The sequence below is a fragment of the Cobetia sp. LC6 genome (assembly GCF_030264805.1).
Taxonomy (GTDB): Bacteria; Pseudomonadota; Gammaproteobacteria; order Pseudomonadales; family Halomonadaceae; genus Cobetia.
The window spans coordinates 1-14,356 of record NZ_JASSPL010000007.1 but is presented as its reverse complement, the minus strand read 5'-3'; the positions used below and the strand labels follow the sequence as shown (position 1 = coordinate 14,356).

Below are 14,356 nucleotides of genomic sequence, written 5' to 3'. Positions count from 1 at the left end.
TTCACCTTGTTCGGCCTTCACGTTCAGCGCATTGTCACGCTTCTCTCTTCGCCAGGTACCTCGTCATGTCACAGCCCGCCACCTCTGCCTCCGCCCTGATTCTCGACGGCAGTGATATCACCCTCGAGCAGTTGATCGATGTCGCCGAAGGCCGCCGTGAGGTGCGCCTGACCTCGGATGCCGCCTTCCGCGCCCGTATCGAGGCCGGCCCGGCCCTGCTGGAACGCCTGCTGGAAGAGGAAGGCGTGGTCTACGGCGTCACCACCGGTTACGGCGATTCCGTGACGCGAGCCGTGCAGGGGGCAGAGGACCTCGAAGCCCTGCCGCGCCACCTCTACACCTTCCACGGCTGTGGCATGGGCGCGGACCTGGATGTGGTCAGCAGTCGCGCGGTGGTGATGGTGCGCCTCGTCTCGCTGTGCCGTGGTGTCTCCGGGGTCAGCATGGCGCTGCTGGAGCGCCTCGTGTGGCTGCTCAATCACGACATCCTGCCGCGCATTCCCGAGGAAGGCTCGGTGGGCGCCAGCGGCGATCTCACCCCGCTGTCCTATGTCGCCGCCGTGCTGTGTGGCGAGCGTGAGGTCTGGGTGCGCCCCGGCGCAGGCCAGCCCCACGCGCTGCGCCCGACGGCGGAGGTCTTCGCGGCTCACAGCCTGACGCCCTACGTGCTGCGCCCCAAGGAAGGTCTGGCGCTGATGAACGGCACCGCCGTGATGACGGCCCTCGCCGCGCTGGCCTACGGCCGCACCACCTACCTCAGCCGCCTGAGCGCACGCATCACCGCGCTCAGCGTGCAGGCGCTGGAAGGCAACCCCTATCACTTCGATGCCGACCTGTTCGCCGCCAAGCCGCATCCCGGCCAGGCCCGCGTGGCCCAGTGGCTGCGCGATGATCTGGCCCACCCGGCGGCGCCGGAAGTGGATGCCACGCCGATCAACTCACCGCGCCTGCAGGACCGCTACTCGACGCGCTGCGCGCCCCACGTCATCGGCGTGGTCGAGGACAGCCTGCACTGGTGGCGCAGTTTCCTGGAGACCGAGCTCAACAGCGCCAACGACAATCCACTGATCGATGTCGAGGCCGGCAAGATTCTCCACGGCGGCCACTTCTACGGCGGCCATGTGGCAATGGTGATGGACAGCCTCAAGACGGCGGTCGCCAACCTGGCCGACCTGCTCGACCGCCAGCTGGCACTGCTGGTCGACAGCCGCTACAACCGTGGCCTGCCCAGCAATCTCAGCGGTGCCACGCCTGAGCGCGCGCCGCTCAATCATGGCTACAAGGCAGTGCAGATCGGCGCCTCGGCCTGGACGGCGGAAGCCCTCAAGCTGACCATGCCCGCCAGCGTCTTCTCGCGTTCCACCGAGTGCCACAATCAGGACAAGGTCAGCATGGGCACCATCGCCGCGCGGGATGCGTTGCGCGTGCTGACATTGGTGGAACAGGTCGCCGCCGCCACCCTGCACGCCGCCGTGCAGGGCAGCGAACAGCGCGCCGACATCACGGGCCAGGCCGCCACGCCGCCCAGGCTGGCCGCCTTCACCCGCGAGCTGCGTGAAGACATCGCGCCCCTCGAGGAAGATCGCGCTCTGGAAGCCGACCTGCGCCTGCTGTGCGCGCGCATCCGTGAGCGCCATTGGGCCCTGAGCGCAGACGAGGCCAACGCATGAGCGAGCGGACAGCCTTGAGCGAGGAAAAAGCCATGAACGAGGCAGCCTTGAGCGAGAGACAAGCCATGAATCAGCCCACAGACACCCCGATGCCGACCGCCACGGTAGAGATGGAAGTGCCCTTCCACGACGTCGACATGATGGAAGTCGCCTGGCACGGCCATTACGTGCGCTATCTCGAGATCGCCCGCTGCAAGCTGCTCGACATGCTCGACTACAACTACCCGCAGATGCGCGATTCCGGCTACGCCTGGCCGGTGATCGACCTGCGCCTGCGCTATGCCGGCCCGGCGCGCTTCGGCCAGCGTATCGCCGTCACCGCGCGGCTGCGCGAGTGGGAAAACCGCCTCAAGCTCGACTACGTGATCCGCGATGTCGAGAGCGGCAAGCGCCTGACCCGTGGCTACAGCGTGCAGGTCGCCGTCGGGTTGGAGGATGGCGAGATGCTGCTGGCCTCGCCCGCCGCGCTCAGTGAGCGGCTCGCCGCCTGGCAGGTCAGTCAGTCACGCTCCAGCGACGAAGAAGCGCCTGCCACCCCGAACCCGACACAAGGAACGCCGTGATGACGTCACGCCTTGCCATTGCCGCCACTGCCCTGCTGCTGACTGCCGGTGCCCCCTGGGTCAGCGCATCCGAGACCAGTGCCTCAGGGACCAGCGACTCAGACGCCAGATTCGACGCCCGTGCCCTGACGCAACAGCTGGCACGTACCGCCCCTGTCTGCGGTGATTTCCAGCAGACGCGCTGGCTCGAGGATGTCGGTGCAGAGCTCGAGAGCCGGGGTCATTTCCGTCTGATCGGCGACCCGAACGCGCCCGCAGGGCTGGTGTGGGAAACCACTTCGCCGATTGAAGACCGTCTCGAGATGCGCCCCGATGCCAGCCAAGGCCCGAATGGCGAACCGCTGCCGGCCGACCAGCAGGCGATGGCGGAACTGCTGATCAGCTTCTTCCACGGCGACTGGCAGGCGCTGGAGGAGCACTTCTCCCTCACGTTGACGGGCACGCCGGATGACTGGCAGGCCAGCCTGACGCCCAACGATGCTCGCCTGGCCGAGGCCATCGAGCGCCTCGAGATCGACGGTGGCAGCTGGCTGGAACACGTGAACCTCGACAGCGGCGACGGTGACCGCCTGGAGCTGGCCCTCACCGCCGGCGGTCACTGCGAGCGATGACATCACCCAGCCATGAGCCGCGCAAGGGGCTGGATCGTGCCGTCTGGCGCTGGCTGTGGGCCGCCGCCCTGCTGCTGTGCGCCCTGCTGCTGGCCGCGAAGATCGTCCCGCAGAGCCCATGGCGCGGGGCGGTCGACACCCGCATCACCGCCATGCTGCCGGAGCAGGAGCGCAGCCCGTTGGCGGCGCGCGCCGAATCGCTGGATGACACCGCCAACCGGCTGGTGATTCTGGTCGGCAGTCGCGATGCCAGCGCCGCCGCACGAAAGCAGCGTGACGCTGCCGCCCGGGCGCTGCGGCAGGCGCTCGCGCCCATCGCGAGGCTGGATGACGGCAAGAGCTTCGAAAGCCTGCGCCTGCCGGCAGAGGTCCAGCCGGCCCTGATCGCCCCGTCGCTTGCCGGCCTGAGTGATGATGACTGGCAGGCGCGCGCGCTCAGGCAGTTGTTCCAGCCCGGCGGCCAGCGCGACCTGATCCGCGATCCCTTCGGGCTTGCCGGCGCCTGGCAGAGCTGGCTGACGCCCGCCAACCTGTCGCTGTCCGGCGGCCAGCTGTTGCTGCGCGCGCCGACATCAAGCGGTGAGCAGCCCGGTAACGGCTATCGCCTGATCAGCGCCACCCTGACGGGCAGCGCCTACGCGATGAGTGACCAGCAGGCGCTGGAACAGGCCGTGAATGGCGTGAAGGCCGACTATCCCGACATCCGGCTGCTGCGCTCCGGGCTGGTCTTCCATGCCAGCAACGGCGCGCGGCAGGCCAAGCAGGAGATGTCGACCATCGGGCTCGGCTCGCTGATCGGCGTGCTGCTGTTGCTATGGGCGGTGTTCCGCACCCCACGGCGGCTGCCGTTGCTGCTGGTGCCGGTGGCAACGGGCGTGCTGTTCGCGCTGCCGCTGTCCTGGTGGGCCTTCGGCAGCCTGCATGTGCTGACGCTGGCCTTCGGCGCCAGCCTGATCGGCATCTCCATCGATTACGTGTTGCATCTGGAATGCATGCGCCGTCTGGCGACGAATGGCCGTGGCGGGCTCACCGCGCTGTGGCCGGGCCTGACGCTGGGGCTGTGCTCCAGCCTCGCCGCCTATCTGGCCATCACCCTGACACCGATGCCCGGTCTGCGTCAGATGGGCATGTTCGCCGCACTCGGCTTGATCGGTGCCTGGCTGAGCGTGCGCCTGTGGCTGCCGCAACTGCCACTGCCGGCGCAGGCCACCCGCGAGGACTCCCCCGCCGCCCGCGCCGCAGGAGGTCTGGCGCGCGCCATTCCCGGCAGGCGCAGCTGGCAGGCGCTGGGCCTGCTGCTGTTGGCCGCGCTGGCAAGCCTCTACGGACTGCGCAGCGATGACCGACTCACTCAGTTGAATCCGTCGCCGCAGGCCTTGATTGACGAACAACGCGAGGTGCAGCGCCTGCTCGCCGAACCGGACGGCCTGCGCTACCTGATCGTGCAGGCCGAGACCGACGCCGCCCTGCTCACGCGCCTACATGCGCTGGAAGGCACCTTCCAGCGACTGAATGCGCAACAGCAGTTGGGCCACTGGGCGAGCCTCGCTCAGCAACTGCCGACGCTTGCGCAGCAGCAGGCCAACCTCGGCGCCATGCGTGAGCGCACCCGCAACCTGCTGCCCCGGGTGCTGAGCACCGCAGGCCTGCCGCCCGAGCTGGTCAAGCGTGCCGAGCAGGCCATCGCAGACGCCCACCCGCTGCGCCCGGCGGGCTGGGTCGCACTGCCCGCCGGCGAGATGGGCCAGCGACTGTGGCTCGACTCGCGCAGCGCCGCCATCGGTATCGTGCGCTTCGGCGATGTCACGGCTGCGGGCAGTGAAGCGCTTGCGCGCCTCGCCGTGGATGACGACAGCCTCGAGTATGTCGATCAGGTCGCCAGGCTCTCGACGACGCTGGGCAGGATTCGCAGCGAGATGGCCTGGCTGGTCGGCGGCGCGGTGGTCTTGATCAGCCTGCTGCTGGCGCTGCGCTATCGTCGCAGCACCTGGCGAGCCCTGCTGCCGCCGCTGGGCGGACTGATACTGACGCTGTCGGCCCTGACGCTGGCAGGCGTCGGCCTCAACCTCTTCCACCTGCTGGGCCTGTTGCTGGTACTGGGGATTGGCCTGGATGCGGGCATCTTCTGTGCCGAGCATCCCGCGCGCCGCTCTTTATCAGCTACAGCGTCAGATGCAGCACAGACCAGCGCCAGCCGTGCATCGCAGGCCAGCCTGCTGGCGATTTCGCTGTCGTGCGCCTCCAGCCTGCTAGCCTTCGGGTTATTGAGCTTCAGTCAGACACCGGCGCTGGCGGCACTGGGGCTGGCCTGCCTGCTGGGGCTGAGCGCCACCTGGAGCCTGGTGCCCTTCGCGCGCAGTTGAGGCGAGCCATGAGCGAGAGGCAAGCAAGCCGCAGGGAACGCAGCGCAACAAGTACACATAACGATAATGATATCGACAACAACAGGGGACGATGCCATGGAATCGGCAGATCGCAGCAACAACCCATCACGCAAGGAAGTCATCATCATCGGCGCCGGGCCCGCCGGCGCGGCGGCGGCAGCGTGGCTGGCACGCGCGGGCCATGCGGTGCGCGTACTGGAGCGCAGCCACTTCCCGCGCTTCTCCATCGGCGAGAGCCTGCTGCCACGCTGCATGCAGCATCTGGAGGCCTGCGGCTTGATGGAGGCCGCGGCCGCCGGTGGCTATCAGCGCAAGACCGGCGCGGCCTTCACCCGCCGCGGCGAGCATCGCGTGATCGACTTCCGCGACAAGTTCAGCGACGGCCCCGGCACCACCTGGCAGGTGGAGCGCGCCGACTTCGATCAGCGCTTGATCGAGGGCGCGCGGGCGGCGGGCGCCGAGGTCGAATTCGGCGTCACGGTCACGGGCTTCACTCCCGCCCGCCCCGCGCAGAGCGACGTCACCGGCCATGCGCAGGGGCCGCGCCTCACGCTGGCGGATGGCCGTGAGCTTGAGGCTGCCTTCGTGCTGGATGCCAGCGGCTATGGCCGCGTGCTGGCGCGCCTCGAATCCCTTGAGCGTGACCCGCGCCTGGAGCCGCGCATGGCGCTGTTCGGCCATGTCCACGATGGCATCGCCGACCTCGCGCCGCCCGCCGAGGGCTATCGTCGCGACAATATCCTGATCGCCTCGCATCCGACGCATCCCGATGTGTGGTACTGGCTGATTCCCTTCGCCAATGGCCGCGCCTCGCTGGGCGTGGTCGGCCCGCGCGAGCTGATCGAGCCTGCCGCCGAGGACGATGCGCAGACACGCCTGTGGCAGTGGGTGATGGAAGAACCGCGCCTGGCGGAGTTGCTGCGTGAGGCTCGACCGGCCAACGCCGTGCAGTCACTGGGCGGTTACAGCGCCGATGTCAGTCGCCTGCATGGCCCGGGCTATGCGCTGCTCGGCAATGCCGGAGAATTTCTGGACCCGGTATTCTCCTCCGGCGTGACCATCGCGCTGGAATCGGCGCTGCGTGCCGCGCCGCTGGTCGCGCGTGAGCTTACCGCGACCCGCGATGAGCAGCGCCCCGACTGGGCCAGCGAATACGAGCAGCCGCTGCGCCGTGGCATCGAGGTCTTCCGCGAATTCGTCACCGCCTGGTACGACAGCCGTCTGACCGACATCATCTATCATCCCGAGCCGCATGCACGGATTCGCCAGATGATCAGCTCGGTGCTCGCCGGTTACGCCTGGGACACGGCCAACCCCTTTGTCAGCGCCAGTCGCCGCCGCCTGACGGCCCTTGCCAGGCTGACCGCGCCCGAGCAGACACTCGCGCCTGACGCGGAGCCGGAAAGCGACTCACTCGCTGGCCTCAGCGCCTTCGGCCGCGCAGCAAGCATCGGCGAGAACAGGTAAAGTAGCGTCATGAAAAACATCTCTTTCGCCTCTCACGTTGTTTTCACCGGGCTGCGTTCAGCAAGGCTGCGCTCAGTCGGGCTGCGTTCATCAGGGCTGAGCAGCCGCCTCGGGCTGGCCAGCCTTGCCGTGGCCGCCACGCTGCTGTTGAGCGGCTGCAGCCTGCTCGCCCCAAAGCCGCTGGAGGCTGCCAGCCCGATGCCGGCGCTGGCGAATCTCGAGCAGACCAGCACCCAACGTCTGATTCTGCGTGTGGCGCGTATAGAGAGTGATGACAGCGCACAGCGTGCAGTCGATGGCGAGGGTGCGCAGGAGCACAATCTGCCGCCTCTCATCGGCGTACTACGCCAATCGCCCGAGGCCATGCGGCTGGTCATGCTCAGCGTGCAGGGCCAACGCCTGCTGACGCTGGTGCATGACGCCGATGGCAATCGTTTCGAGAAGGCACGCCCCGAGGTGCTCAAGAAGCTGCCCTTCACCGCCGACTGGCTGGCACGGCGTATCGCCTGGGTGCACTGGCCAAAGGACGCGATCGATGACGCCTTTGCGAACACAGGCTGGCAACTGGTACAACGCGGCGACTGGCAGCAACGCCGCCAGCCCGCGCAGCGCATCATCACACATGATGGTGTGACCATCGCCGAGCTGAGCCGCGATGCCAGCGGCCGCGTGACGCTGCGCGACCCGGCAGCCGACATGCAGCTGACGCTGGAACCGCTGGCAGCGCCCAGTACACAGAACGATTCTGACGACTCACCGGAAGCTCCCGCGCATGACTGAATCTGTTGCAACCGTGGCCACCGCAACCCCCAAGGGCCGCGACACTGGCAACGCCTGCCGCCTGTCACGCCCCGGCATCGTCTGCCCGCTGGGTGCGGACCACGGCCTGATCAGCAGTGCGCTGTTCAGCGCCAGCCGTGGCCTGCGTGTCAGCGATGACTTCAGCCCCGGCACGCCGCTGTCACTGGGACGCGTCACCGCGCGGCTGGTGGATGACAGCGACTGGCCGGCCCCGCTACGCTCACGCAACAACCGCCTGCTGGCCACCGCGCTTGAGCAGCTGGCACCGGAGCTTGAGGCTCTCAAGCGTCAGGGCATCGCCCCAGAGCGCATCGGCGTGGTGCTGGGTACCAGTACCTCCGGCATCGGCGAGACGGAAGCCGCGATGGACGCCCAGCGCGCCGCCGTCGCCCAGGGCACGCCGAGCGCCGACAGCTGGCCGCAGAGCTTTGAATATCGTCGCCAGGAACTGGGCGCACCCGCCGAGTGTGTCGCCTGGATGAGCGGCGCGCGTGGGCCGATCTACACCCTGTCCACCGCCTGCACCTCCAGCGCCAAGGCCCTGGCCAGCGCACGCCGCCTGCTGGCCTCCGGCCAATGCGATGCGGTGATCGCCGGTGGCGCCGACAGCCTGTGTCACATGACGGTGAAAGGCTTCATGAGCCTTGAGGCCGTCAGCCGCAAGGAGAGCCTGCCGCTGGGGGCCGAGCGCGATGGCATCAACCTGGGCGAGGCCGCGGTGCTGTTCGTGGTCACCCCGGAGCAAGGCGGCGTACAGCTGACCGGCGTCGGTGAATCCAGCGATGCCCACCATATTTCCGCGCCCTGCCCCGATGGCAGCGGCGCCGAGGCCGCCATGCGCGGCGCACTCGCCAGTGCCGGCCGCGCCCCCGGCGAGATCGACTACATCAACCTGCACGGCACCGCCACGCCGCTGAATGATGCGATGGAAAGCCTCGCCATCAGCCGCCTGTTCGGCAGGGATGCCGGTTCTGATGCCGGTTCTGACAGCGTTTCTGATGCCGGTTCTGATACCGACGAGCCCCGTCTGCCCGCCGTCAGCTCGACCAAGGCCCTCACCGGCCATACGCTGGGGGCCTGCGGTGCGCTGGAAGCCGCATTCTGCTGGCTGGCGCTGGAACATGGTCGCCTGCCGCCGCATGCCACGCCGCGTGAGGCACTGGACCCGACGCTGCCTACGCTCAACATCGTCTATCGTGACCGTCCCGAGACCCCGCCACTGCGGGTGATGAGCAATGCCTTCGCCTTCGGCGGCAACAACATCTCGCTGGTGCTGGAGCGCCACACCACCGACCCGGAGTCCTCTGCATGCTGACCCCGAGCACCGACTCAGTTTCCATTGCTGACTCTGATGTGCAGCCCCGTGAGGCGGGCTATCCCGCCATGCCCTGCGCCATTGGCCCCTATGTGCCCCATGATGCCGGCATGTGTCTGCTGGATAACGTGCTGCGCTGTGACGAGCATTCGCTGAGCGCCGACATCACCCCGACGCCAGACAACCTGTTCGCCGAGCACAACGCCGACGGGCAGACCGTGATCCCCGCCTGGGTCGGGCTTGAGTGGATGGCGCAGGCCATCGCTGCCTGGTCGGGCCTGCAGGCCGCACGCAGCGGCCAGCCACCACGAGTCGGCTTTCTGCTTGGGAGTCGCCGTTATGAGAGCGAAGTCGCCGCCTTTTCCTGCGATTGTCGCTGGCAGATTCATGTTCAGCTCGACTATCGCGCTGACAACGGTCTGGGCGCCTTCGAGGCCACCATCAGCGACGAGCACGGCGCCACCGTCGCGCGTGCCGGCGTCAATGTCTTCGAGCCGGCGCCCGAGGCGCTGCCCTCTGCGGCGTCTACGCAAGAGACCGCACAAGAATCCTCACCCGGACAGCAGGATGCTGCCGGTGCCTCATCGCAAGGTAATGTCTGATGTCTGTCACCCCCCCCGCTACTGAAACTGCCACCGCCGCCCCTGAAGCGCGCGAGTGGATTCTGGTCACCGGCTCCAGCCGGGGTATCGGCCGCGCCATCGCGCTGCGTCTGGCCCGCGAAGGCTACAACCTGGTGCTGCATTGTCGCTCGCGCCGCGACGCTGCCGAGGAGGTCGCGCGTGAGATCAGCGCCCTGGGCGGTGAATCGCGCATCCTGAGCTTCGATGTCGCCGACCGAGAAGCCGCGCGCAATGCGCTCGAAGCGGATATCGAGGCGCACGGCTGCTACTACGGCGTGATCTGCAATGCCGGTATCCATGCCGACAACGCCTTTCCGGCGCTTACCGACGAAGACTGGGACAGCGTGATCCGCACCAACCTCGATGGCTTCTACAACGTCATCAAGCCGCTCTCGATGCCGCTGGTACGCCGTCGCAAGCCGGGGCGCATCATCGTGATGTCCTCGGTGTCGGGCATGATGGGCAATCGGGGGCAGGTCAACTATTCCGCCGCCAAGGCGGGATTGATCGGCGCGGTCAAGGCGCTGGCGGTGGAGCTGGCCAAGCGCCGCATCACCGTCAATGCCGTCGCACCGGGCGTCATCACCACCGAGATGACCGAAGGCGTCGAGATGGAAGAGGCGCTGAAGATGATTCCCATGCGCCGCGCGGGGGAAGCCGAGGAAGTCGCCGCCACCGTGGCCTTCCTGTGCTCGAAGGACGCCGGCTACATCACCCGCCAGACCATCGCGGTGAACGGGGGGATGTTCTGATGACGGCTTCCTCTCACGCACTGCGCGGCAGACGTGTCGTGGTCACCGGCATGCATGGTTTCTCGCCCATCGGCAATGACTGGCCGACCCTGCGCGCCAATCTGGCCGCCGGGCGCACCGGCATTCGCTATATCGAGGATTGGGACAAGTACGACGGCCTGAACACGCGTCTCGGCGCGCCGGTCAGCGATTTCGCACTGCCCAAGCACTACAACCGCCGTGCGCTACGCAGCATGGGCCGTGTGGCACAGCTGGCGACCCGCTCAAGCGAGTTGGCGCTAGAAGCCGCGGGACTGAGTGACAGCCCGCTCAAGGAAAGCGGCCAGATGGGCATCGCCTACGGCGCCTCGGCCGGTGAGCCGGACGCGGTGGCCGACTTCGGCAACATGCTGATCAACCACTCCACCGATGGCCTCAGCGCCAATTCCTATATCCGCATGATGGCGCATACCGCGCCGGTCAACATCGGCGTCTTCCTCGGCATCAAGGGGCGGATTCACACCACCTCCAGCGCCTGCACCTCGGGCAGTCAGGGCATCGGTTACGCCTATGAGGCGATCCGCTTCGGCCGCCAGACCGCGATGGTCGCCGGTGGCTGCGAGGAGCTGTCCGCCGCAGACGCCGCCGTGTTCGATACCCTGTTCGCCACCAGCACCTGCAATGAGCGCCCGGACCTGTCACCGCGGCCCTTCGATACCGAACGTGATGGCCTGGTGATCGGTGAGGGTGCCGGTACGCTGATTCTGGAAGAGCTGGAGCACGCCCTGGCGCGCGGCGCGACCATCCACGCCGAGATTCTCGGCTTCGGCACCAATTCCGATGGCCGTCACGTCACCCAGCCGGACGCCAACATGATGGAAGCCGCAATGCGCATGGCGCTGGAGGATGCCGGTGTCGAGGCCTCGGAGATCGGCTATGTCAGCGCGCATGGCACCGCCACCGAGCGCGGTGACATCGCCGAGAGCCATGCCACCCATGCGGTGTTTGGCGATTCCACGCCGATCAGCGCCTTCAAGAGTTTCACCGGTCATACCCTGGGCGCCTGTGGCGCGCTGGAAGCCTGGATCGCCATCGAGATGATGCGTGAGGGCTGGTTCCACGGCACCGCCAATCTCACCAGTCTCGACCCGCGCTGTGCGCAGCTCGACTACCTCACCGGCGCAGGCCGCGAGATCGAGACGGACACCGTGATGAGCAACAACTTCGCCTTCGGCGGCATCAATACCTCGCTGATTCTGCGTCGCTGGCAGGAGTGACTGCACTGCGAGCGAGCTGGCGCACGACTGTCGCTACCAGACGACTTTGCAGCGGGTCAGTTCTGGCGCAAGATACGCGCCCGCTGCATGGTCTATGGTGTGATTGGCTCACGCCTCTGGCTGTCTGACGGCGATATTCGCTGGCCTCGAGCCAGTCAATCACACGGTAAGGAGGGGTTTCACATGGCGTCATCCGTTGCTCAGTCATTCCCTTGGGTGTTGCGTGCCATTCGCTCTGCACGAGGCATGGCAATGGGCGCCGCCCTGGTGATCGGCTCTGCCAGTCTGCTGGCCTCCGCACCGGCAGAGGCGCGGGACACGCAACACTTCCTGCCGATCATGCCGGTGATGGCCAGCACCGCGGCCAGTCAGCGACTGGGCAAGGACGTGGCCTTCTTCTTCGGTGACAAGCAGCCCTACGAGCGAATCGAGAAGCGCGGCTGGGCGCGGGTGAACCCGAAGACCAACGCGACCAACAAGAGCGATGCGGAAGCCTGTCGCTGGGTGTTCCTGTCGGCGCTGCGTGCGCTGCAGGAAAAGGCGCGCGAATACGGGGCCAATGCGGTCATCAACATCCGCAGCGACTATGACAAGGTGCCCTACTCCAGCAGCGAGAAGTACGAGTGCCACGCAGGCAATATCGTCGCGGGCGTCGCGCTGCGTGGGGATCTGGTGATCCTGCATCCGAAGAACTGATTCGCCATCATGACGGCCAGGCAAGGCAAGGATGTGCGTGAAGCAGGCGAGCCGGTTGAGGATAACTTGGCAGACGAGCCTGCGGTGCGCCCGACCGATCACCCCGCCTACCGCTGCGTGGTGCTGGGGCGTGCTGCATCAGATGACACCGCTTCGCTGAGCACGGGCTCGCCGAGCGCCGACTTGTCCAACGGCGAGCCGCTGATCTCGCATGATCCCCACGCCCTCGCCGCTTCCCTGGCGTCTGCGACTGGCGGCACTGCCTGCACCTTGCCAAATCCCTGCTCTGAATCTTCCCCTCGGCCAGCCCGCCTGTGGCTGGCCGAGGCCTGTGTGCTGCCCGCGGTTTGTGCTGATCTGGCTGCTCCCTCTATCAACTCCTCGGCTGAGGCTTCCCGCCGTCGCTCGCTGCGCGCTCGACATCCGGATGTGGATAACGCAGCCCCCCCCGTATCATCCGCCAAGGCCCGTCGTCGCCAGCAACGAGAAGCCGAATCGCACCTCGCCCGCGTGCTACTCGGTGAACTCGCCGCTGCTCAAGGCATCCAGCTTGCGCTGGCCGACTGGTCACCGCGCGGCCAGGCGCCCCACCACCCTGCGCTACCGGCAGGCTTCTACGTCTCCATCGCCCACCGCCACGGGCATGTCCTCGTCGGCCTCGCCACCGCTCCGCTCGGGCTGGACCTCGAATACCGCAACCCACGCCACGCTCACGACCTCGACGCCCGCATCGCCATGCTGCCTACAGACGCACGCGAACGCCTCGCCGAGGCATCACACCTCAACGAGACAGAACGACTGGACGGGTTTTATCGGGAATGGGTGCGATATGAGGGCACTTATAAAATACCAAGACACTAATATGGGATAGTCATCTTTTTATAAGAATCCCATACCACATTTACAAAACTTTCATCCAAGTAATCGTCAAATATATCGGATTTCAATAATAGGTGCTTGACTGATTCGTAATCTAGAACTTCAATTCTTTCCAAGTCAACTCTATCTGCTTGATCTTTAGCTATGTTAAACTCCTGCTTATAAGAATCATAGAAAAAAGTCCCCTTAGGGAAGTAGAGCGCAGGATCACCTTTGTAGGGTTTAGAAAGTAGGATTCCATTGTCTGATATATCGTATCTAAATAAAGAAATATTTTCCGTAAAATAAAGATTAACTTCCATAAAAGGCGACATATTCTCTTTGACACAGCACAAGTAAGTTGTAATCAACTCGACTCGCACATCGTGAATATTTTTTACTTCACCACCTTTATCTCGATTTGCATGACCAAATTGTGAGTAGTACAAACAACTCGTCTCACTATTCGGGTCTATAATCACTATATCTACATGACGTGTAGACTTTTTATCATTGCTAATTTCACTCAGCTTAGGCAATGAAAAACTTCTATTCCATCTTGCCGTATGTCCTAAGTAGCTAAACCTCTCCGTCTCACTTACCATATTTTTAAGCAAATCCTTAATGTCATGAGAAGATATTAAGTTAATATCATTTTCACTTAGACCGCTTGGTGTAAGCAATAAATAAAAACCAGAAGCAAATAAGCTAGAGCCAACCAGAGCTATGATATTATTGAAAAATGATGAAAAGGTAGAGCTATAATCAAATCCGAAATAATTGCAAATTAACGGAAGAGCATAATAATTTAAGAATATTAACAATATTAATACTGCAGAGACTCCTAGTAAATAGATTTTTATTTTATATGGGCTTTTTGCGAAGTCTTTTATAAGCATAAATCAAATCCTGCTCAACAATTCTTTAAGTGAACTTCTTACATCATCATTAGACAAGGGTTCATATTTAATATCAACATTATTTTCTAAAGATCTTTTAGTTATTACGTTTGCTGTATAGCCACTAGCTGGGCCTGTTACTAGAATAGAGTCCAATTTAAAGCCATTCGTTTTTTCAATATAATGGTAGTTTTCTTTTCTGAAGCTAAAATAATCACCTTTCATATATTTCAAACAGCTCTTTTCACCTAACATGCAGCCTTCCACAAACTTAAAGTAACAACTCGTATAATCCGTAGAATATTTACATACGTAGCGCTTAAACTCACTGCTTTTAGAGCTAGAAAAAACATCAGTGACTGAATACCAATCATATTCTCCTTGGCCGCAGATTCTGAGTGCAACACCTGAGTTTCCCTGTAAGGTATTGCGCTCATGTCATACTCAGAACTCAGCATTAC

Annotated in this window: 14 protein-coding genes; 12 read left to right on the top strand and 2 right to left on the bottom strand. The window is 64.1% G+C overall.

All coding sequences use genetic code 11. The features are described 5' to 3' along the window. Positions 1 to 65: 65 nt before the first annotated feature. The 12 genes from QQF40_RS09800 (at position 66) to QQF40_RS09745 (ending at position 12,999) form a co-directional block, all read left to right on the top strand. Positions 66 to 1,670, top strand: coding sequence for an HAL/PAL/TAL family ammonia-lyase (locus QQF40_RS09800; RefSeq protein WP_285461198.1), 1,605 nt, complete (start codon positions 66 to 68; stop codon positions 1,668 to 1,670). Between the two features lie 65 nt (positions 1,671 to 1,735). Then, positions 1,736 to 2,233 (top strand): acyl-CoA thioesterase, encoded by a 498-nt coding sequence (locus QQF40_RS09795; protein WP_285461197.1) that lies wholly within the window; start codon positions 1,736 to 1,738, stop codon positions 2,231 to 2,233. Next, entirely contained in the window at positions 2,233 to 2,844 is a 612-nt protein-coding gene (locus QQF40_RS09790; protein ID WP_285461196.1) for a LolA-related protein, read from the top strand. Before QQF40_RS09795 ends, QQF40_RS09790 begins: the two co-directional genes overlap by 1 nt. Further along, positions 2,841 to 5,207, top strand: a complete 2,367-nt coding sequence (locus QQF40_RS09785) for an MMPL family transporter (protein ID WP_285461195.1) — start codon at positions 2,841 to 2,843, stop codon at positions 5,205 to 5,207. Before QQF40_RS09790 ends, QQF40_RS09785 begins: the two co-directional genes overlap by 4 nt. A gap of 96 nt (positions 5,208 to 5,303) precedes the next feature. Further along, on the top strand, positions 5,304 to 6,695 hold the full coding sequence (locus QQF40_RS09780) for an NAD(P)/FAD-dependent oxidoreductase (protein ID WP_285461194.1): 1,392 nt from the start codon (positions 5,304 to 5,306) through the stop codon (positions 6,693 to 6,695). Between the two features lie 9 nt (positions 6,696 to 6,704). After that, a complete protein-coding gene (locus QQF40_RS09775; protein WP_285461193.1) occupies positions 6,705 to 7,475 on the top strand; it encodes a DUF3261 domain-containing protein in 771 nt (256 codons plus the stop codon). After that, on the top strand, positions 7,468 to 8,811 hold the full coding sequence (locus tag QQF40_RS09770; protein WP_285461192.1) for a beta-ketoacyl synthase N-terminal-like domain-containing protein: 1,344 nt from the start codon (positions 7,468 to 7,470) through the stop codon (positions 8,809 to 8,811). The genes QQF40_RS09775 and QQF40_RS09770 overlap by 8 nt, the downstream gene beginning before the upstream one ends. Next, positions 8,805 to 9,413 (top strand): hotdog family protein, encoded by a 609-nt coding sequence (locus QQF40_RS09765; RefSeq protein ID WP_175088458.1) that lies wholly within the window; start codon positions 8,805 to 8,807, stop codon positions 9,411 to 9,413. Before QQF40_RS09770 ends, QQF40_RS09765 begins: the two co-directional genes overlap by 7 nt. Beyond that, entirely contained in the window at positions 9,413 to 10,186 is a 774-nt protein-coding gene (gene fabG, locus QQF40_RS09760) for a 3-oxoacyl-ACP reductase FabG (protein ID WP_285461191.1), read from the top strand. Before QQF40_RS09765 ends, fabG begins: the two co-directional genes overlap by 1 nt. After that, positions 10,186 to 11,442, top strand: coding sequence for a beta-ketoacyl-ACP synthase (locus tag QQF40_RS09755; RefSeq protein WP_285461190.1), 1,257 nt, complete (start codon positions 10,186 to 10,188; stop codon positions 11,440 to 11,442). Before fabG ends, QQF40_RS09755 begins: the two co-directional genes overlap by 1 nt. Before the next feature lie 183 nt (positions 11,443 to 11,625). Next, positions 11,626 to 12,138, top strand: a complete 513-nt coding sequence (locus QQF40_RS09750; protein WP_285461189.1) for an excinuclease ATPase subunit — start codon at positions 11,626 to 11,628, stop codon at positions 12,136 to 12,138. Positions 12,139 to 12,147: 9 nt separating this feature from the next. Continuing rightward, positions 12,148 to 12,999, top strand: coding sequence for a 4'-phosphopantetheinyl transferase family protein (locus QQF40_RS09745; RefSeq protein ID WP_285461188.1), 852 nt, complete (start codon positions 12,148 to 12,150; stop codon positions 12,997 to 12,999). Here QQF40_RS09745 and QQF40_RS09740 read toward each other — a convergent pair. Both QQF40_RS09740 and QQF40_RS09735 read right to left on the bottom strand, forming a co-directional pair. Further along, complete coding sequence (locus QQF40_RS09740; RefSeq protein ID WP_285461187.1) at positions 12,996 to 13,895, bottom strand: hypothetical protein; 900 nt, start codon at positions 13,893 to 13,895, stop codon at positions 12,996 to 12,998. The genes QQF40_RS09745 and QQF40_RS09740 overlap by 4 nt on opposite strands. 3 nt (positions 13,896 to 13,898) lie before the next feature. Then, the gene (locus QQF40_RS09735; RefSeq protein ID WP_285461186.1) at positions 13,899 to 14,150 is read right to left on the bottom strand and encodes a hypothetical protein; all 252 of its coding nucleotides are present in this window, start codon (positions 14,148 to 14,150) and stop codon (positions 13,899 to 13,901) included. Positions 14,151 to 14,356 lie beyond the last annotated feature (206 nt).